This is a genomic window from Streptomyces sp., assembly GCF_031178505.1.
Classification (GTDB): Bacteria; Actinomycetota; Actinomycetes; order Streptomycetales; family Streptomycetaceae; genus Streptomyces; species Streptomyces gulbargensis.
The window spans coordinates 1-17,748 of sequence record NZ_JAPSIW010000053.1; the positions used below are offsets into that span (position 1 = coordinate 1).

A 17,748-nucleotide genomic window follows, 5' to 3' on the forward strand; every position below is an offset into this window, starting at 1 on the left:
GCAGCGGCCGCTGTAGGAGGAGCAGTCGCCGTCGTCGCCGCTCAGCAGCCCGTCCACGGTGGTCCGGAGCGGCTGCGGCTGCCCGGTGGCGGAGAGCCAGGTGGAGCGGTAGACGCCGTAGTAGTCGGCCGGCTGGAAGTAGGTGCTGTTCTCGCCCTGGGTGAGGATGCCGCTGCCCAGGGAGAGGCCGTAGATCTTCGCGGGCATGGGCTCGACGGTGGTGAGCCGGCGCGTCTCCACGCCGCCGCCGGAGGCCGGTACGAGCCGGTGCACGGCCCAGTCGAGGTCGCCCCGCGGTTCGGCGGCCGTGGTCCCGGCGGCCAGCGCGGTTCCGTCGGGCGTCACGACGATCTGCCCGCCGGCCAGTTCCAGCACGGGAGGCTTCAGGTCGTCCTCGTCGGCCCCCGGGAGGACCCACAGGGCAGTGCCCCGGTACTCGTTGTTTCCGGGGTTCTGCCGGCTGACGCCGAGGACGGTCGTGCCCACGGCGGCGAAGTTCGCGTCGTACGCGAGGGAACCGGACTCCACCGTGCGGATCAGGGTCTCCGGCGCGGTGCGGTCCAGGACGTCGATCTTGCCCCGTCCGGTGCGCAGCCGCAGGATCGTTCCGGCACCGAGGCGGAAGCCGGTCACGTCCTCAGAGCCGTCCTGCGGTCCCAGGAGCGGCTCGGCCACCCCGTCCGCGAGGTCGGTGAGCGCCCAGTTCTCCTGGCCTCCCGCGGACTTCCGGTACCTAAGGACGAGTGAGGTCGCGTCACCGTCCTCCACACCGGCGGGCACGGACCCCTCAGGCAGTCCGGTGACGGGCGTGTCCGTCACCTTCCCTGCCTCGGACCGCAGCAGGTGGAATCCGGTGGGCGCGTCCGCCTCGCCGGTGCGGGTCACCACGGTGTCGCCGAAGGTGCCCACGTACGTCTGGCCCTCCGGGAGGGCGATCTCGGCGAAGACCGGGCCCGCGCCCTTCTGGAGGGTCACGCGCGGGCTGGGGGTGGCGGAGTGCACGGCGACCGTGTCGGAGCCCCTGCCCCAATGGCCGCCGCCTCCGATGACCAGCTTCTGCCGCCAGTCCCAGTAGCCGGTCTCGTAGTCGTAGCGCGGCGCCTCCGGCAGGGTGACGGCGAGCGGGGTCGCGGTCCCGGTGGCGTAATCGATCCACTGGAGGCGGACGTCGCCCTCCTGCGCCAGCAGATAGCCGGTCTCGCCGGCGTTGAGGATCGAGGTGGCGCGCGGCGAGAAGCGCGGCGCGGCCGGCAGCACGGTGGTCTGCGGCGCCGTGTCGGCGACCGCGGGCGGCGCCGTGATCCCGGCGGACGTCGCCGCCGTGACCGTCGCGAGCGCGAGGACGAGGGCGGCGCGGGTGCGTCGGCCCGAACCGCGCGCGCGGTCGTTGCCCTGATGGATCAAGGAAGGTCCCTCCCGGAAAACATGGGGTCAGGGAGGGCGCGGCAGCACCTCTGCGGCGGCACGCGGACGGGAGATCCCGGTCTCGGTCGTCCCCCCTGAGCGGGGTGACCCTACCAACACCCGCCCCGGCGTCGCGACGGTGTTCCGAACCCGTTCACGACGAAGGGCCCGTACGCCACCGAAGTGTCGTACGGGCCCTTCCCGTCAGGTCGTCACCCGCTCACGCGGACTCGCGGTTCCGCGCGGGTCGACCGGCTCAGCCGTTGCGCTTCCAGCGCGGCTTGTCGTCGCGGCGGCCGCCGCCGAAGGAGCCGGAGCCGGTGGGGCGGTGGTCGTCACGGCGGCCCGAGGGGCGGTCGTCACGGCGGAAGCCACCCGCGGGGCGGTCGTCACGACGGTCGCGGTTGAACGGACGGTCGCTGCCACGGTGGCCGCCGGAGGGGCGGTCGTCGCGGCGGAAGCCACCGGACGGACGGTCGTTGTCGCGGCGGTCGTCGCGGCGGAAGCCACCCGACGGGCGCTCGTCACGGTCGCGGAACGACGGACGGTCGTTGTCGCGGCGGAAGCCGCCCGACGGACGGTCGTCACGGCGGAAGCCACCGCGGTCGTCACGACGGTCGTCCCGGTTGAAGCCGCCGGAGGGGCGGTCGTCGCGGCGGAAGCCGCCCGAGGGACGGTCGTTGTCCCGGCGGAAACCACCCGAGGGACGGTCGTCGCGGCGGAAGCCACCGGACGGACGGTCGTTGTCCCGACGGAAACCACCCGAGGGACGGTCGTCGCGGCGGAAGCCACCGGACGGACGGTCGTTGTCCCGACGGAAACCACCGGACGGACGGTCGTTGTCCCGGCGGAAGCCACCGCGGTCCTCACGGTCCCGGCGCTCGTAGCCGCCCCGGTCGTCACGGTCGCGGAAGGACGGGCGCTCGTCCCGCCGCTCCTCGCGGCGCTCCTCGCGCTCCGCCGCGACGGCGGCGGCCGCGACCTCGGCCTCGGCGGCCTCGGTCACCTCGGCGACGGCGGTCTCCGGGTCCTCGCCGCGCTCGCGGGCGGCGCGGGCGACCAGACGGTCGGCCTCCTCGCGCAGCTCGACGGCCCGGCGCTGGAGGCGCTCCAGCTGCTTGGTCAGGTCCACGACCTCGCGCTCGGCCTGCTTGGCGGCGTTGTTCGCGGAGTCGGCCTGGACCTCGGTCAGCGAACGGGCACCGGTGATCTCGGCGACCTCGGGGTCGAAGGCACCGGCTCCGCCGACGATGTGGCGCGAGGCGTCGACGCCCGCGTCCTCCATCAGGCGGAAGATCTGGCGGCGCTGGTGCGGCAGGGCGAGCGACACGACCACGCCGGACTTGCCGGCGCGGGCGGTACGGCCCGAGCGGTGCAGGTAGTCCTTGTGGTCGCCGGCCGGGTCCACGTTCAGGACCAGGTCGATGCCGTCGACGTGGATGCCGCGGGCGGCGACGTCGGTGGCGACGAGCGCGTTGACGTAACCGTCCTTGAAGTCGGCGAGCGTACGGGTACGCGCGCCCTGGGTCATGCCGCCGTGCAGCGCGTCCGCCTTGACGCCCGCTTCGCGCAGCTGCTCGGCGATGCGGTCGGCGCCCAGCTGGGTGCGGACGAAGATGATGGTGCGGCCCTTGCGGGCGGCGATCGCGGCGGTGACCGGCGCCTTGTCCTTGGGCTTCACGACCAGGACGTGGTGGGTCATGGTCGTGACGTTGCCCTGGGCGCTGTCGACCTCGTGGACGACCGGGTCGGTCAGGTAGCGCTTGACCAGGGTCGCGATCTCGTTCTCCATGGTCGCGGAGAAGAGCAGGCGCTGGCCGCCGGCCGGGACCTGGTCGAGGAGCTCGGTGACCTCGGGCAGGAAGCCCAGGTCGGCCATCTGGTCGGCCTCGTCGAGGACGGCGACCTGGACGGCCTCCAGCGAGCAGGCGCCGCGGTTGATGATGTCGCGCAGACGGCCCGGGGTGGCGACGAGGATGTCGACACCGCGCTCCAGGGCGTAGATCTGGTTGCCCATGGAGGTACCGCCGCAGACGACCTTCATCTTGAGGCCGAGCACGTCGCCGTACGGCTGGAGGGCGTCCGCGACCTGCATCGCGAGCTCGCGGGTCGGGGTCAGGATGACGCCGCGGGGCTTCTTCTTCTCGGTGTGGCCGTCGGCCAGGGTGGCGAGCAGCGGCAGACCGAAGGAGAGGGTCTTGCCGGAGCCGGTACGGCCGCGGCCGAGGATGTCCTTGCCGGCCAGGGCGTCCGGGATGGTCGCGGCCTGGATCGGGAAGGGGGTGGTCACGCCGTTCTGCGCGAGCTTGCGCACGACGCCCTCGGGCAGACCCAGGTCACCGAAGGTGATCTGCGGGGTCTCGTCGGCCTCGTCGGCGTCCGTCGCCTCGTCGGTGTCGGCGGCCAGGTCGGCCTCTGCGGCGTCGAGGGCCTCGACGACGTCGACGGTCTCGGCGGCCTCGGCCGCGTCGGAGACGATCTCGTCGTTCTCGGGCAGGACGGCGTGGTCAGAACTGAAAATGGACATGCGAAATGCGAAACCTTCCGGAGTCTCGGCACGCGCCCGTCAACTCCGTGTTTCGCACTACGACCGCCTCGATGCGGTCAGTCACGGCAAGGGAGAGTACGCGCCAGTCGCGGCGCTCATCGATAGTGGCGCCGGGGGCAAATGGGATCAAACGATCTACCACCATACGCACCCTCCCCCACTCATGGCAAACCGGCCCGGGTCACACCGGCCCGACCTGCGGTGATGCCGTCGGCTCGGACGGTTCACCGGTCTCCTGCGCCGCCCACATGGCACCCATCTGGGTGTCCGGACCCGGCGCCGGCGGGTCGCTGGGGTTGGTGGTCGGCTCGGGCGTCGGCTCCGGGGTCGGCTCGGGCGTCGGCTCCGGCGTCGGCTCCGGGGTCGGCTCCGGGGGCTCCGGGGTCGGAGTGGCCCCGCCGCCCGTGCCACCGGTCCCGCCACCGCCGACGGTCCCGCCGCCCCCACCCGTACCGCCGCCGCTCCCGGTGCCGCCGTTCCCACCGCTGCCGCCGCTTCCCCCGCCGGAGCCACCCGAGCCGCCGTCCTGGCCGCCGTGCCCGCCGCCCGCCGAGGGCAGGGGCTTCACGGGGCCGCCGGGTGCCACGGTCCGGTCCGCGGGTCCCTTCACGCCGGGCGAGGACTGCGCCGGGGCCGAGGCGGAGGCGGAGCCGCCGGGCACCGGGGTCTCGGTCACCTCACCCGCAGCGTCGGGCCCGCTCCGGGCGGTCGGACCCGCCCAGGCGCCGTCCTGGCCGGCCGAGCCCCCCGCGCCACCCTCGGCCTCGGCCGCCGTGCCCCGCTCGGAGCCGGAGGCGCCGGGCGCCGGCTTGGCCCCGTCCTCACCGACACTCATACAGCCGCTCAGGCCGGCGCAGGCGGCGACCGCCAACGCGGTGGCGGCCCATCTCACACGGGTGGGCAAAGTGCGCACAGGGGGACCTCCAGGACACAACGGGCAGGAACGGAACGCGTCGCCCTGCCCAACTCCCCCGGCGCCGCGGGGGACACGCCCCGAACGCGCCCGGTACGCGCCCCGCACGCGCGGGCCCGCCCCATGCCGCCCCCGCCCGCCGCCGCACCCCAGGACCGCCGGCCCTGCCGCTGCGCAGCCCGGTCCGGTCAGCCGTAGCCCAGCGCGTGCAGCCGTTCGTCGTCGATGCCGAAGTGGTGGGCGATCTCGTGGACGACCGTGATCTCGGTCTCGGCGACCACGTCCTCACGCGACGCGCACATCCGCAGCGTCGGCCCCCGGTAGATCGTGATCCGGTCCGGCAGCACCCCCGCGTACCACTCGCCCCGCTCGGTCAGCGGCGTCCCCTCGTAGAGCCCGAGCAGCTCGGGATCGTCCGCCGGGGGCTCGTCCTCGACGAACACCGCCACGTTGTCCATCAGCCGGGTCAGTTCCGGCGGGATCCGGTCCAGGGCCTCGGCGACAAGCTCCTCGAACTCCTCGCGCGTCATCTCCAGCACGGGCCCATTCTCCCCCGGAAGGAGGCCGTTCCCACGGGCCCGGGGAAACCGTTTTGGCGATACCGGCCGCCATCCCATATGCTTCTCACGTCCCCGACGCGCTGAGAAGCGCCCAGGTGGGGCCGTTAGCCCTCATCGTCTAGTGGCCCAGGACGCCGCCCTTTCAAGGCGGTAGCACGGGTTCGAATCCCGTTGGGGGCACGCATCACCCTGTGCGAGACTTGTCTCGCACAGACAGCAAGGTCCTGTGGAGCAGTTGGTTAGCTCGCCACCCTGTCAAGGTGGAGGTCGCGGGTTCAAGTCCCGTCAGGATCGCTGAGGTCAGCAATGGCCTCGTGGCTGGGTAGCTCAGTTGGTACGAGCGATCGCCTGAAAAGCGATAGGTCGCCGGTTCGACCCCGGCCCCAGCCACCACCGGAAGGCCCCGTTCGAAAGAACGGGGCCTTTCTCGTTCCCCGGCCCCCTGGTCGGGGGAGATCCCGTACGGGGAGGGGTGCCGCCCCCTCCCCGTACGGCTCAGGCCTCCTCGCGCTCCGCCGGGGCCCCGGCCCCGCGTCGGCCCCGCACCGCGAGCACCACCGCCACCACCGCCACCACGGCCACGAGCAGCGCCCAGTCCGGCACCGACCGGCCCAGCTCCGCCACCCGCCGCTCGACCGCGAACGAGTCGTCGACCGAGAGCAGCCCCGGCAGGGCGGTCGTCCCGTCGAAGACCAGGAACATCGCCCCCAGGGCCACGAAGAACAGGCCCGAGAGCAGCGAGGTCGAGTGGACCGTGAGCGGTCCGAGGCGGACCGGGCGCCCGCGCAGCCAGCGCCGCCGCCCCAGGTCGTACCGCTCCCAGAGCAGCGCCAGCACGAACAGCGGGACCGCCATGCCCAGCGCGTACACGGCCAGGAGGAGCCCCCCGTACACCGGGCTGCCGCTCAGCGCCGCCACCGTCAGGACGCTGCCGAGGATCGGCCCGGCGCAGAAGCCGGCGAGCCCGTAGACCAGGCCCAGGGCGTAGACCGAGACGGCGCTCGTCGGGCGGATCCGGCCGCTCGCCTCCGCGATCCGGCGGGAGGTGAAGCCGATCCCGAGGATCTGGAGGACGCCGAGCCCGACGATCAGCCAGCCGCCGGCCGCGACGAGCAGGTCCCGGTGGCCGTGGAAGAACCGGCCCGCGAAGGACCCGGCCGCGCCCAGCGGGACGAGGGTGGTGGCCAGACCGGCGTAGAGGATGCCGGTGCGGGCGACCAGCTTCGCCCGGGTCTCGATCGAGTACGCGAAGAAGGCGGGCAGGAGCAGGGCGCTGCACGGGCTGAGCAGGGCGAGCAGACCACCGAGGAAGGCCGCGAAGTAGCCGATGCCCGAGGTCATCCCCGGCCCTTCGCCGAGGCCGCCTTCGCGGCCGCCGCCGCCTCGATGGCCTCGGTGAAGGTTTCGAGGGGCTGTGCGCCGGCGATCGGCCGGCCGTTGATCAGGAAGGACGGGGTGGAGGTGGCGCCGAGGCTGTGGCCCTGCTCCTGGTCCTTCTTCACGGCCGCGCGGGCCTCCGCGCCCTCGCTGTCCCGGGCGAACCGGTTCAGGTCCGGGACGCCCGCCTCCTCGGCGAGGGCGGTCAGCCGCTCCTTGCCGAAGCCCTTCCGCTTGGCGTCCTCGGCGTACGCGGCCTTGTGGAACTGCCAGAACCGGCCCTGCCGCCCGGCCGCCCAGGAGGCGCGGGCCACCGCCTCGGACTCCTCGCCGAAGATCGGGAAGTTGCGCCACTCGATGCGCAGGGTGCCGTCGCGGACGTACTTCTCCACCAGGACCGGTTCGGTGTCGCGGGCGAACTTGCCGCAGTAGCCGCACTTGAAGTCGGCGTACTCGATGAGGACGACCGGCGCGTCGGCCCGGCCGAGCGCGAGGCCGTCGGACGCGTCGCGCCGGGCGTACGCCTCCAGCTCCGGATAGACGCCCTCGGACGGGCCGGCCGACACCTCGGCCACCGCGGAGGTGCCGGGGGAGGCGGGCTTGGTGGCGGTGTACGAGGCGAAACCGGCGAGCACGGCGGCGACGGCCACCCCGGACACGATCGTGATCGTCTTGGACCTGGACATGCGGAAGCGCTCCTGAGGGAGGAAGAAGAGGAAGGGGTGAGGGGTGCGGGCGGGCCGCGGGGCCCGACCCTCTAGACCCTCAGGACCGACAGCTCCACCGGTGACGGCGGTACGAGCTCCGGCGGCTCGCGGCCCGGTGCCGGGCGCCCCGCCTCCGGGTCGGCGCCCCAGGCCCCCGCGGCGGGGGCGCGGCCGGTGGTGAGTGCGGGAAGCAGTTCGGCGAAGCCCTGGGCCCGGGGCGGGACGGCGGGGCCCTCGGCCCCGGCCTCGGCGGGGTTCCGGTGCCCGCAGCCCGGCACGGGCCCGTCCCCGTCCGGCACGCTCACCCCACCGGTCCCGTACGCCACGGCGGTCACCGCAGTACCGGAAGCTCCGGGCACCACCGCGGCCGCCTCCGTCCCGGAAACCTCGTACGGCACCCGGGCCGGCCCCGCCCCGAGGTCCCCGTACGGCACCGGAGCCGCGCAGAGCAGGAGTCCCAGGACCAGGCCGAGCAGCGTCGTGAGGAGCGGGCCCCGCCGCGCGACCGCCGGGGCGGCGCACGCGGTGTGCGCTCGGGCGGCGGTGCGGAACATGCGAAACCCCTCGGATCCGGTCGGTGTGCCCGAAATATTACGCAGGCGTACGGGGCCCGCCCCCGGACGCGGCCCGGAAATCGGTTCGCCGGTTCTCGGCCGCAGGTGCGATCCTGGATTCCGTATGTCTACTTCCTTCGCCGCCCTCCAGACCGTCCTGGCCGGGGTCTCGCTGCGGGACGCCCACCGGCTCGGCCGCCGTCTCGAAGGCGCCCGCCGCATCCGCAAGCCCGAGGCCCGCGCGGCCGTCCTGGACGAGATCGCCGCCGAGGCCGGCAAGGCCAAGGAGCGGGTCGACGCGCGCGCCGCCCTCGTGCCCGCCGTCACCTATCCCGAACAGCTGCCCGTCTCCCAGAAGAAGGACGAGATCCTGGAGGCGATACGCGACCACCAGGTCGTGATCGTCGCCGGTGAGACGGGCTCCGGCAAGACCACGCAGATCCCGAAGATCTGTCTGGAGCTGGGCCGGGGCGTCCGCGGCATGATCGGCCACACGCAGCCGCGCCGGATCGCCGCCCGCACGGTCGCCGAGCGCGTCGCCGAGGAGCTGCGGACCCCGCTCGGCGGGGCGGTCGGCTGGAAGGTCCGGTTCACCGACCAGGTGAACCCGGACGAGACCTTCGTCAAGCTGATGACGGACGGCATCCTGCTCGCCGAGATCCAGACGGACCGCGAGCTGCGCGCCTACGACACGATCATCATCGACGAGGCCCACGAGCGCTCCCTCAACATCGACTTCCTGCTCGGCTATCTGGCCCAGCTGTTGCCGAGGCGTCCCGACCTGAAGGTCGTGATCACCTCCGCGACCATCGACCCGGAGCGCTTCTCCCGCCACTTCGGCGACGCGCCCATCGTCGAGGTCAGCGGCCGCACGTACCCCGTCGAGGTCCGCTACCGCCCCCTCCTCGAAGAGGACTCCGAGGACGCCGACCGCGACCAGATCACGGCGATCTGCGACGCCGTCGACGAGCTCCAGGCCGAGGGCCCGGGTGACATCCTGGTCTTCCTCTCCGGCGAGCGGGAGATCCGCGACACCGCCGACGCGCTGCTCAAGAAGAAGCTGCGGAACACGGAGATCCTCCCCCTGTACGCCCGGCTCTCCCACGCCGAACAGCACCGGGTCTTCCAGGCGCACTCCGGCCGCCGGGTCGTCCTCGCCACCAACGTCGCGGAGACCTCCCTCACCGTCCCCGGCATCAAGTACGTGATCGATCCGGGCACCGCCCGCATCTCGCGCTACTCGCACCGCACCAAGGTGCAGCGGCTGCCGATCGAGCCGGTCTCGCAGGCCAGCGCCAACCAGCGCAAGGGCCGCTGCGGCCGTACGTCGGACGGCATCTGCATCCGGCTCTACTCCGAGGACGACTTCCTCACCCGCCCCGAGTTCACGGACGCGGAGATCCTCCGGACCAACCTGGCCTCCGTCATCCTCCAGATGACCGCGGCCGGCCTCGGCGACATCGAGAAGTTCCCCTTCATCGATCCGCCGGACCACCGCAACATCCGGGACGGCGTGCAGCTCCTCCAGGAGCTGGGGGCCCTGAACCCGGCGGAGAAGGACCCGAGGAAGCGGCTGACCGAGCAGGGCCGCAAGCTCGCCCAGCTCCCGGTCGACCCGCGACTCGCCCGCATGGTCCTGGAGGCGGAGCGGAACGGCTGCGTCCGCGAGGTCATGGTGATCGCGGCCGCCCTGTCCATCCAGGACCCGCGCGAGCGGCCGGCCGAGAAGCAGGCGCAGGCCGACCAGATGCACGCCCGCTTCAAGGACGAGACCAGCGACTTCCTCGCCTTCCTCAACCTGTGGCGCTACATCCGCGAGCAGCAGAAGGAGCGGGGGTCGTCCAGCTTCCGCCGGATGTGCAAGCAGGAGTACCTGAACTTCCTGCGGATCCGTGAGTGGCAGGACATCTACGCGCAGCTCCGCACGGTCGCCAAGCAGATGGGGATCCACCTCAACGAGGAGGACGCGCCGGAGCAGTCGGTCCACGTGTCCCTCCTGGCCGGCCTGCTCTCCCACATCGGCCTGAAGGACGTGAAGGACACCAAGGACGGCGGCGGAGGCGGCAGGGACGCCAAGCGCGAGGGCACCCGGAACGAGTACCTGGGCGCCCGCAACGCCAAGTTCGCGATCTTCCCCGGCTCGGCGCTCTTCAAGAAGCCCCCGCGCATGGTGATGTCGGCCGAGCTGGTGGAGACCTCCCGCCTCTGGGCGCGGGTCAACGCGCGGATCGAGCCCGAGTGGATCGAGCCGCTCGCCCAGCACCTGGTGAAGCGGACGTACAGCGAGCCGCACTGGGAGAAGGACCAGGCGGCCGTGATGGCGTACGAGAAGGTGACGCTGTACGGCGTGCCGATCGTCGCCGACCGCAAGGTGAACTACGGGCGGATCGACCCGGAGGTCTCCCGCGAGCTGTTCATCCGCAACGCGCTGGTGGAGGGCGACTGGCGCACGCACCACAAGTTCTTCGCGGACAACCGCAAGCTGCTCACCGAGGTCGAGGAGCTCGAACACCGGGCCCGGCGCCGGGACATCCTGGTCGACGACGAGACCCTCTTCGACTTCTACGACAAGCGGGTGCCCGAACACGTCGTCTCGGGCGCGCACTTCGACTCGTGGTGGAAGCACAAGCGCCGTGAGGAGCCGGAGTTCCTCGACTTCGAGCGCGAGATGCTCATCAACGAGAAGGCGGGGGCGGTCACCAAGGACGACTACCCGGACTCCTGGCGGCAGGGGCCGCTGAAGTTCCGGGTGACGTACCAGTTCGAGCCGGGCGCGGACGCGGACGGCGTGACCGTCCACATCCCGCTCCAGGTGCTCAACCAGGTCACCGACGAGGGCTTCGACTGGCAGATCCCGGGGCTGCGCGAGGAGGTCGTCACGGAGCTGATCCGGTCGCTCCCGAAGCCGATCCGCCGCCACTACGTGCCCGCGCCCAACTTCGCGACCCGCTTCCTGGACTCCACCGTCCCGGTGCAGGAGCCGCTGACGGCGGCGCTCGCCCGTGAGCTCCAGCGGATGGTCGGAGTGCCGCTCACCCCCGAGGACTTCGACTGGGCGAAGGTCCCCGACCACCTCAAGATCACGTTCCGGATCGTCGACGAGCGGCGCCGGAAGCTGGCCGAGGACAAGGACCTGGAGGCGCTGAAGCTGACACTGCGTCCCAAGGCCCGTCAGGCGCTCTCCAAGGCCGCGGCCGCGGCCACGGCGGGCCCCGACGGCTCGGGGCCCTCGCTGGAGCGCTCGGGGCTGCGGGAGTGGACGATCGGCACCCTCACCAAGGTCTTCGAGACCCGGCGGGCCGGCCAGCCGGTCAAGGCGTACCCGGCGCTCGTCGACGAGGGCGACTCCGTGGCCGTGCGTCTCTTCGACACGGAGGCCGAGCAGGCGCAGGCGATGTGGCGGGGCACCCAGAAGCTGATCATGCTGAACATCCCGGTGAACCCGGCGAAGTTCGCCTCGGACAAGCTGACCAACCAGCAGAAGCTGGCCCTGTCGGCGAATCCGCACGGTTCGATCCAGGCCCTCTTCGAGGACTGCGCGACCGCGGCGGCCGACCGGCTGATCGCGGACCACGGCGGCCCGGCGTGGGACGAGGAGTCCTTCCGGAAGCTGTACGACAAGGTGCGCGCCGACCTCGTGGAGCTGACCGTCCGCACGGTGGGCCAGGTCCAGCAGGTGCTCGCGGCCTGGCAGGCCTGCGAGCGGCGGCTGAAGGCGACGAACAGCCCGGCGCTGCTCGCGAACCTCAAGGACGTCCGGGACCAGCTGTCCTGGCTCATGCCGCCCGGTTTCGTGACCCGTACCGGCCTGAAGCGGCTGCCGGACCTCATGCGCTATCTGGTGGCGGTCGACCGGCGGCTGCAGCAGATGCCGACCGGGGTCCAGCGGGACACCACCCGGATGGAGAAGGTCCACGAGATGCTGGACGAGTACGCCTGGCTGCTCGAACAGCTCCCGCCGGGCCGCCCGGTGCCGGCGGAGGTCACCGACATCCGCTGGATGATCGAGGAGCTGCGGGTGAGCTACTTCGCCCACGCGCTGGGGACGGCCCATCCGGTCTCGGACAAGCGCATCGTGAAGGCGATCGACGCCGCGGCCCCGTGACGGGGGGCGCCGGCCCGGGTGCCGGAGGCGGCTTCCGGCACCCGGTTCGACCAGAGCCCCGAAACTGCTGTACAGTCGTTCTCGCAACGAGGTCCTGTGGAGCAGTTGGTTAGCTCGCCACCCTGTCAAGGTGGAGGTCGCGGGTTCAAGTCCCGTCAGGATCGCCTCGGAAAAGGCCCGCATCACATGATGCGGGCCTTTTCGCTGTGCACGGGGGGCGGTCGTGCGGGACGGACGGTCGTGCGCGGATGGACGGGCGGGCGCGGGGTATGCGGGCGTGCGGGCACCGGGGCACGGACCTGGCGGCCCGGGGCGCCCCCACGCGCTCCGCGGGAGCTCCGGGGGCCGCCCGGCGGCCGGGGACGAAAGTCCCATCGGCCGGTGACCAACGGCGGGTTGGAGGCGTTCCCCGGAGTGGGAGGCTGTTCCTTGGCAAGAGTTGGCCTCTGTGACGGGTGTCACTGAAAGTGTTTCAGAAACCGCTTCACTTACACCCTCCCTACACCGGCCGGATTTAATATGTGCAATTGCACGGCCAGGCGACGTTCGGCGCGGGACACAAAAAAGATCGCGCCGGACCCGGCGGAGTCCAGCGCGATCGGTGACGGAGACCTGTTGGGGCAGGTGACCGCCGGCAGAGCTAGGGGTGGGCCACCGGATTGGGGGATCCGGTCAGGCCCGGTGTTACGGGGTACAGCGGGGTGTTACAAGTGCTGCGCGAACCTCAGGCCTCGCTGCGCTGCTGCGGAATGCCCGCCAGCAGCGCGCGAACCTCGGCCTCGCGGTACCGGCGGTGCCCACCCAGCGTGCGGATGGACGTGAGCTTGCCCGCCTTGGCCCACCGGGTCACCGTCTTCGGGTCCACGCGGAACATCGTGGCAACCTCGGCAGGGGTCAGCAGCGGCTCGGCATCAGGGGTGCGAGCGGTCATGAGCGGCCTCCTCGGGAGAACCGAACCTTCTCGGTTCTTTCCTCTAAATTCTGCACCTTGACCCGCGTTGCCCGAAATGGCAGAAGCGGGCCGAGTCGGTTATAGGACGAACGGCTTGTCCTCGGCACTACAACTACACCATCCGTCCAGCCACGTCGGCCAAACCGATGGAATTGCCCTCGCAGGTGTTCATCAGCGGCGGAAGTCGATGGACCATGCCATAACGGACAGTCACGCCACTGTGACGATCAGTCACAGAGCGATCAGGAGTCCTCAGACCCCCCATAGAGTGCAATGCTGAGCGTTCCGCCCATAGATGGACGGAAGGAACCCTCCCCGGACTCCTTGTCCTATTTTGGCACGAGGATGGGTGATGGACGCAAGGGTGCGTTAAGTGCGATCCGTCACGCTTGAGTCAAAGGCCCGGATCGGGACCAACGTCCCCGCCGGGTGCACCGAACGGCCCGGGGCCCCGCCTCCGGGTGCATGAAGATCATTTACACCGGCCGGTGCCGTCCTGTCGATGGACACCTGACAGACTCCGGCGGCGGATCTTGACGGTCAGTTCGCGAACTGGAGCTCGCGCACCAGCCGCCACCGCTCCGCGAGCCGCCCGTAGACCTCGCTCGCCTCCTCGCCGTCGCCCGCCTTCAGGGCCGCGATCCCGGCCGCCACCTCCGCCGCCGAGCGCTCCCCGGCCAGCCACTCCTCCGGTACGGCGTGCACCAGGCCGCCGAAGTCCAGCTCCACCAGGGCCCTCGGATGGAACTCCTCCAGCCAGCGGCCCACCTCGACGAGCCCCCGGGTCATCGGCCCCTCGTCGATCGACTCCCGCAGCGCCCGCAGCGAGCGCGCGAGCCGGCGCCGCGCCTGCGCCATGGTCGTCCGGTACCGCAGCACCGGCGCCCGCACCGGTCCCTCGCCGTCGCGCCGCCCGGGCTCGTACTGCCGGTCCTCCTCCCCGAACAGCGCGAACCAGCGCAGCGGCACCTGCCAGACCGCCGTCCGGATCCACGGCCGCGCGTCCGGGTTCTCCACCCGCCAGCGCTCGTGGTCCGCCGCCGCCTGCTCCCGCACCACCGGCGGCACCATCGCGTCGAGCACCGGCCCCGGGAACGCCCCGGCCGCCAGCTCCTCCAGGGCGAGCAGCGCCCGCAGCCGGGTCCGCCACGGGCAGATCACCACCGCTCCGCCCAGATGCGCGACGAACGCCTCCCCGCTCTCCTCGACCGGCACCGGGACCGGGGGCGTCGGCACCAGGTCCGCGAGGGAGCGCCGCAGCTCCTCCTGCGCGCCGGGAGTGCCCGCCCGGCGGGCGTAGCGGGCCCACTGGGACCGCTCCGGTTCGGGGAACGCGGCCAGCGGCTCGTACACCCGCAGATAGGACGCGTAAGGGACGAGGACCGAAGAGGCGACCGACATGTCGCAAATCCTTCCACGGAGGTACTCCGCGAGGGGGTGATCCTGAGCACTGCGGCCGATCTACGCACAGGTAGGACTTACCCTCGTGCGGAACATGGTCCTCCCCCACCCGTAGGGAGGGCCGCAACCGCCGCTTCGTACTTGGGAGTCACCACCGTGACCGATGTGACCGGCGTTCCTGCTGACGTACTCCACACCCTCTTCCACTCGGAGCAGGGTGGCCACGAGCAAGTCGTGCTCTGCCAGGACCGCGCCACCGGCCTCAAGGCCGTCATCGCCCTCCACTCCACCGCCCTCGGCCCCGCCCTCGGCGGCACCCGCTTCTACCCGTACGCCACGGAGGCCGAGGCGATCGCCGACGCGCTCAACCTGGCGCGCGGCATGTCGTACAAGAACGCCCTGGCCGGCCTCGACCACGGCGGCGGCAAGGCCGTGATCATCGGTGACCCGGAGAAGATCAAGACGGAGGAGCTCCTCCTCGCCTACGGGCGCTTCGTCGCCTCCCTCGGCGGCCGGTACGTCACGGCCTGCGACGTCGGCACCTATGTGGCCGACATGGACGTCGTCGCCCGCGAGAACCGGTGGACCACCGGCCGCTCCCCGGAGAACGGCGGCGCCGGCGACTCCTCCGTCCTCACCGCCTTCGGCGTCTTCCAGGGCATGCGGGCCTCCGCCCAGGCCCTGTGGGGCGACCCGACGCTGCGCGGCCGCAAGGTCGGCGTCGCAGGCGTCGGCAAGGTCGGCCACTACCTCGTCGAGCACCTGCTCAAGGACGGCGCCGAGGTCGTGATCACCGATGTGCGCGAGGAGTCGGTGCGCCGGATCACCGACAAGTTCCCGCAGGTGACCGTGGTCGCGGACACGGACGAGCTGATCCGCCTCGAGGGCCTCGACATCTACGCCCCCTGCGCGCTCGGCGGCGCCCTGAACGAGACGACCGTGCCGTTCATGACCGCGAGCATCGTCTGCGGAGCGGCCAACAACCAGCTCGCCCACCCGGGCATCGAGAAGGACCTCGTGGAGCGCGGGATCCTCTACGCGCCCGACTACGTGGTCAACGCCGGCGGCGTGATCCAGGTCGCCGACGAGCTGCACGGCTTTGACTTCGACCGCTGCAAGGCCAAGGCGACGAAGATCTTCGACACCACCCTGGAGATCTTCGCACGTGCGAAGGCCGATGGGATCCCGCCGGCCGCCGCGGCCGACCGGATCGCCGAGCAGCGGATGGCCGACGCCCGCCGCGCCTGAGCCGTACCTCCGCGGGGAGGGCCGGCCCGCCACCCGGGAGACTTCGCTCACGCCGGTCGGCGGGTCGGCCCTTCAGAAGAGGTTAAAATCGCGATTGACCAGCGAGGAAAGGGCTCCTCGAAGGTTCTGTACCGGGGTATGTGATGCGCGCGGCGTACCGTAGACCCGAGGAAACAGGTACCGTTGAAGCCCTACGGACCGGTCTCTCTGCCGAGAGCCCGTTCCGAACCATGAACGCGTGTCAAGACTCTGGGGCCAGCGAGCCCCGTCACCGAGGGGGTCGAGCCATGGGGCGCGGCCGGGCAAAGGCCAAGCAGACCAAGGTCGCCCGCCAGCTGAAGTACAGCAGCGGCGGGACCGACCTTGCGCGTCTGGCCCACGAGCTGGGCGCTTCGACTTCGAACCAACCGCCGAATGGCGAGCCGTTCGAGGACGACGACGAGGAAGACGACCCGTACGCGCAGTACGCGGATCTCTACAACACGGACGACGAGGACGAGGACGACGAGTCCGGCCCGTCCGCGTCACGCCGTCGCGCTTGACCTTCTGAACACGAAACCCGGCCCGGGGTCACCCCGGCCGGGTTTCTGTGCTGTCCACGGATCTTCGCGGGGCCGCCGCCGCCCGCCGGGCGGCCGGTACGGCTCGGCGGGCCGGGGGGTACGGCGTGAGGGGGGTACGGCTCAGGGGGCGCCCCGAGGAGCGCCCCCTGTTCCGTGACCGCTCCTACCGGGCGTAGTCGCCGACCAGCTCGGCTCCGGACGTCCGGTCGCCGCGCTCGGTGATCTCGCCCGCGACCCAGGCGTCGAGGCCCCGGTCCGCCAGCGTGGTCAGGGCCGCGTCCACGGACTCGGCCGGGACGACGGCCATCATGCCCACGCCCATGTTCAGGGTCTTCTCCAGCTCCAGGCGCTCCACCTGTCCGGCGGTGCCGACCAGATCGAAGATCGCGCCCGGGGTCCAGGTCGAGCGGTCGACCGTGGCGTGCAGGCCGTCCGGGATCACCCGGGCCAGGTTGGCGGCCAGGCCACCGCCCGTGATGTGACTGAAGGCGTGGACCTCGGTGGTGCGGGTGAGGGCCAGGCAGTCCAGGGAGTAGATGCGGGTCGGCTCCAGGAGCTCCTCGCCCAGGGTGCGGCCGAGCTCGTCCACCTGCTGGTCGAGGGACATCCCGGCGCGGTCGAAGACCACGTGCCGGACGAGCGAGTACCCGTTGGAGTGAAGCCCGGACGAGGCCATGGCGATGACCGCGTCACCCGTACGGATGCGATCCGCGCCGAGCAGCCGGTCGTACTCCACGACACCCGTGCCCGCGCCCGCCACGTCGAAGTCGTCCGGGCCGAGGAGGCCCGGGTGCTCCGCCGTCTCGCCGCCGACCAGGGCGCAGCCGGCCAGGACGCAGCCCTCGGCGATGCCCTTGACGATGGCGGCGACCCGCTCCGGGTGGACCTTGCCCACGCAGATGTAGTCGGTCATGAAGAGGGGCTCGGCGCCGCAGACGACGATGTCGTCCATGACCATCGCGACCAGGTCGTGGCCGATCGTGTCGTACACGCCCATCTGACGGGCGATGTCGACCTTCGTGCCGACGCCGTCGGTGGCGGAGGCGAGGAGCGGGCGCTCGTAGCGCTTGAGGGCGGAGGCGTCGAAGAGACCGGCGAAGCCGCCCAGGCCGCCGAGGACCTCGGGGCGCTGCGTCTTCTTCACCCACTCCTTCATCAGCTCGACGGCGCGGTCGCCCGCTTCGATGTCGACGCCCGCGCTCGCGTAGCTGGCGCCGCCTCCGGCACTGGGGTTCTGAGACATGGGTTCAGAGCTTTCGTGTCGTACTGCGGGGGTGTGCGGCGGGGTCCTACGGGCGCCGGAGCGCGTCGGAGGCCGCGGTGGCGGCCGGTCCGGCGGCCAGCTCGGTCTCCAGGAGCTGCTTGCCGAGCAGCTCGGGGTCCGGCAGTTCCATCGGGTACTCGCCGTCGAAGCAG

At 71.8% G+C, this 17,748-nt stretch carries 12 protein-coding genes, 4 tRNA genes and 1 pseudogene; 7 read left to right on the forward strand and 10 right to left on the reverse strand.

Annotated features, from left to right (window positions below; genetic code table 11):
• The 4 genes and pseudogenes from RIF68_RS06935 to RIF68_RS06950 all read right to left on the reverse strand — a co-directional run.
• Positions 1–1,404, reverse strand: a pseudogene (locus tag RIF68_RS06935) (ATP/GTP-binding protein); the annotation flags it as partial.
• 256 nt (positions 1,405–1,660) lie between these two features.
• Positions 1,661–3,931 (reverse strand): DEAD/DEAH box helicase, encoded by a 2,271-nt coding sequence (locus RIF68_RS06940; RefSeq protein WP_309050246.1) that lies wholly within the window; start codon positions 3,929–3,931, stop codon positions 1,661–1,663.
• 202 nt (positions 3,932–4,133) lie between these two features.
• On the reverse strand, positions 4,134–4,787 hold the full coding sequence (locus tag RIF68_RS06945) for a hypothetical protein (RefSeq protein WP_309050247.1): 654 nt from the start codon (positions 4,785–4,787) through the stop codon (positions 4,134–4,136).
• Positions 4,788–5,053: 266 nt separating this feature from the next.
• Positions 5,054–5,404 (reverse strand): metallopeptidase family protein, encoded by a 351-nt coding sequence (locus tag RIF68_RS06950; RefSeq protein ID WP_309050248.1) that lies wholly within the window; start codon positions 5,402–5,404, stop codon positions 5,054–5,056.
• A gap of 128 nt (positions 5,405–5,532) precedes the next feature.
• On the opposite strand from RIF68_RS06950, the gene RIF68_RS06955 reads away from it, so the two are divergent.
• From RIF68_RS06955 to RIF68_RS06965, 3 genes are all read left to right on the forward strand, one after another.
• Positions 5,533–5,605, forward strand: a tRNA-Glu gene (locus tag RIF68_RS06955).
• A gap of 40 nt (positions 5,606–5,645) precedes the next feature.
• A tRNA-Asp gene (locus tag RIF68_RS06960) sits at positions 5,646–5,719 on the forward strand.
• A 22-nt stretch (positions 5,720–5,741) separates the two neighbouring features.
• Positions 5,742–5,818, forward strand: a tRNA-Phe gene (locus tag RIF68_RS06965).
• Between the two features lie 102 nt (positions 5,819–5,920).
• On the opposite strand, the gene RIF68_RS06970 is transcribed toward RIF68_RS06965, so the two are convergent.
• The 3 genes from RIF68_RS06970 to RIF68_RS06980 all read right to left on the reverse strand — a co-directional run bounded on the left by RIF68_RS06970 (position 5,921) and on the right by RIF68_RS06980 (position 8,063).
• A complete protein-coding gene (locus RIF68_RS06970) occupies positions 5,921–6,766 on the reverse strand; it encodes a cytochrome c biogenesis CcdA family protein (RefSeq protein WP_309050249.1) in 846 nt (281 codons plus the stop codon).
• Positions 6,763–7,488 (reverse strand): thioredoxin domain-containing protein, encoded by a 726-nt coding sequence (locus RIF68_RS06975; RefSeq protein ID WP_309050250.1) that lies wholly within the window; start codon positions 7,486–7,488, stop codon positions 6,763–6,765. The genes RIF68_RS06970 and RIF68_RS06975 overlap by 4 nt, the downstream gene beginning before the upstream one ends.
• Before the next feature lie 71 nt (positions 7,489–7,559).
• A complete protein-coding gene (locus tag RIF68_RS06980; RefSeq protein WP_309050251.1) occupies positions 7,560–8,063 on the reverse strand; it encodes a hypothetical protein in 504 nt (167 codons plus the stop codon).
• A gap of 124 nt (positions 8,064–8,187) precedes the next feature.
• Here RIF68_RS06980 and hrpA point away from each other — a divergent pair, with 124 nt between their 5' ends.
• Both hrpA and RIF68_RS06990 read left to right on the forward strand, forming a co-directional pair.
• Positions 8,188–12,168, forward strand: a complete 3,981-nt coding sequence (hrpA, locus tag RIF68_RS06985; protein WP_309050252.1) for an ATP-dependent RNA helicase HrpA — start codon at positions 8,188–8,190, stop codon at positions 12,166–12,168.
• A 90-nt stretch (positions 12,169–12,258) separates the two neighbouring features.
• Positions 12,259–12,332: transfer RNA gene (locus RIF68_RS06990), tRNA-Asp, on the forward strand.
• A gap of 560 nt (positions 12,333–12,892) precedes the next feature.
• Here the strand turns inward: RIF68_RS06990 and bldC are convergent.
• Entirely contained in the window at positions 12,893–13,099 is a 207-nt protein-coding gene (bldC, locus tag RIF68_RS06995; protein ID WP_003949541.1) for a developmental transcriptional regulator BldC, read from the reverse strand.
• A 561-nt stretch (positions 13,100–13,660) separates the two neighbouring features.
• Positions 13,661–14,521, reverse strand: a complete 861-nt coding sequence (locus tag RIF68_RS07000; RefSeq protein WP_309050253.1) for a hypothetical protein — start codon at positions 14,519–14,521, stop codon at positions 13,661–13,663.
• A gap of 156 nt (positions 14,522–14,677) precedes the next feature.
• Between RIF68_RS07000 and RIF68_RS07005 the strand changes: the two genes are divergently transcribed.
• A complete protein-coding gene (locus tag RIF68_RS07005; protein WP_309050254.1) occupies positions 14,678–15,769 on the forward strand; it encodes a Glu/Leu/Phe/Val dehydrogenase dimerization domain-containing protein in 1,092 nt (363 codons plus the stop codon).
• Positions 15,770–16,056: 287 nt separating this feature from the next.
• Positions 16,057–16,311: a DUF3073 domain-containing protein gene (locus RIF68_RS07010; RefSeq protein WP_309050255.1), complete on the forward strand. Its 255-nt coding sequence runs from the start codon at positions 16,057–16,059 to the stop codon at positions 16,309–16,311.
• A gap of 184 nt (positions 16,312–16,495) precedes the next feature.
• Here RIF68_RS07010 and purM read toward each other — a convergent pair whose 3' ends face one another.
• Positions 16,496–17,575, reverse strand: coding sequence for a phosphoribosylformylglycinamidine cyclo-ligase (purM, locus tag RIF68_RS07015; protein WP_309050256.1), 1,080 nt, complete (start codon positions 17,573–17,575; stop codon positions 16,496–16,498).
• Positions 17,576–17,748: the final 173 nt, after the last annotated feature.

Coding starts and splice junctions, on each gene's coding strand:
- RIF68_RS06940 (WP_309050246.1), bottom strand. CDS start 3,931: ATGTCCATTTTCAGTTCTGACCACGCCGTCCTGCCCGAGAACGACGAG.
- RIF68_RS06945 (WP_309050247.1), bottom strand. CDS start 4,787: ATGAGTGTCGGTGAGGACGGGGCCAAGCCGGCGCCCGGCGCCTCCGGC.
- RIF68_RS06970 (WP_309050249.1), bottom strand. CDS start 6,766: ATGACCTCGGGCATCGGCTACTTCGCGGCCTTCCTCGGTGGTCTGCTC.
- RIF68_RS06975 (WP_309050250.1), bottom strand. CDS start 7,488: ATGTCCAGGTCCAAGACGATCACGATCGTGTCCGGGGTGGCCGTCGCC.
- RIF68_RS06980 (WP_309050251.1), bottom strand. CDS start 8,063: ATGTTCCGCACCGCCGCCCGAGCGCACACCGCGTGCGCCGCCCCGGCG.
- hrpA (WP_309050252.1), top strand. CDS start 8,188: ATGTCTACTTCCTTCGCCGCCCTCCAGACCGTCCTGGCCGGGGTCTCG.
- bldC (WP_003949541.1), bottom strand. CDS start 13,099: ATGACCGCTCGCACCCCTGATGCCGAGCCGCTGCTGACCCCTGCCGAG.
- RIF68_RS07000 (WP_309050253.1), bottom strand. CDS start 14,521: ATGTCGGTCGCCTCTTCGGTCCTCGTCCCTTACGCGTCCTATCTGCGG.
- RIF68_RS07010 (WP_309050255.1), top strand. CDS start 16,057: ATGGGGCGCGGCCGGGCAAAGGCCAAGCAGACCAAGGTCGCCCGCCAG.
- purM (WP_309050256.1), bottom strand. CDS start 17,575: ATGTCTCAGAACCCCAGTGCCGGAGGCGGCGCCAGCTACGCGAGCGCG.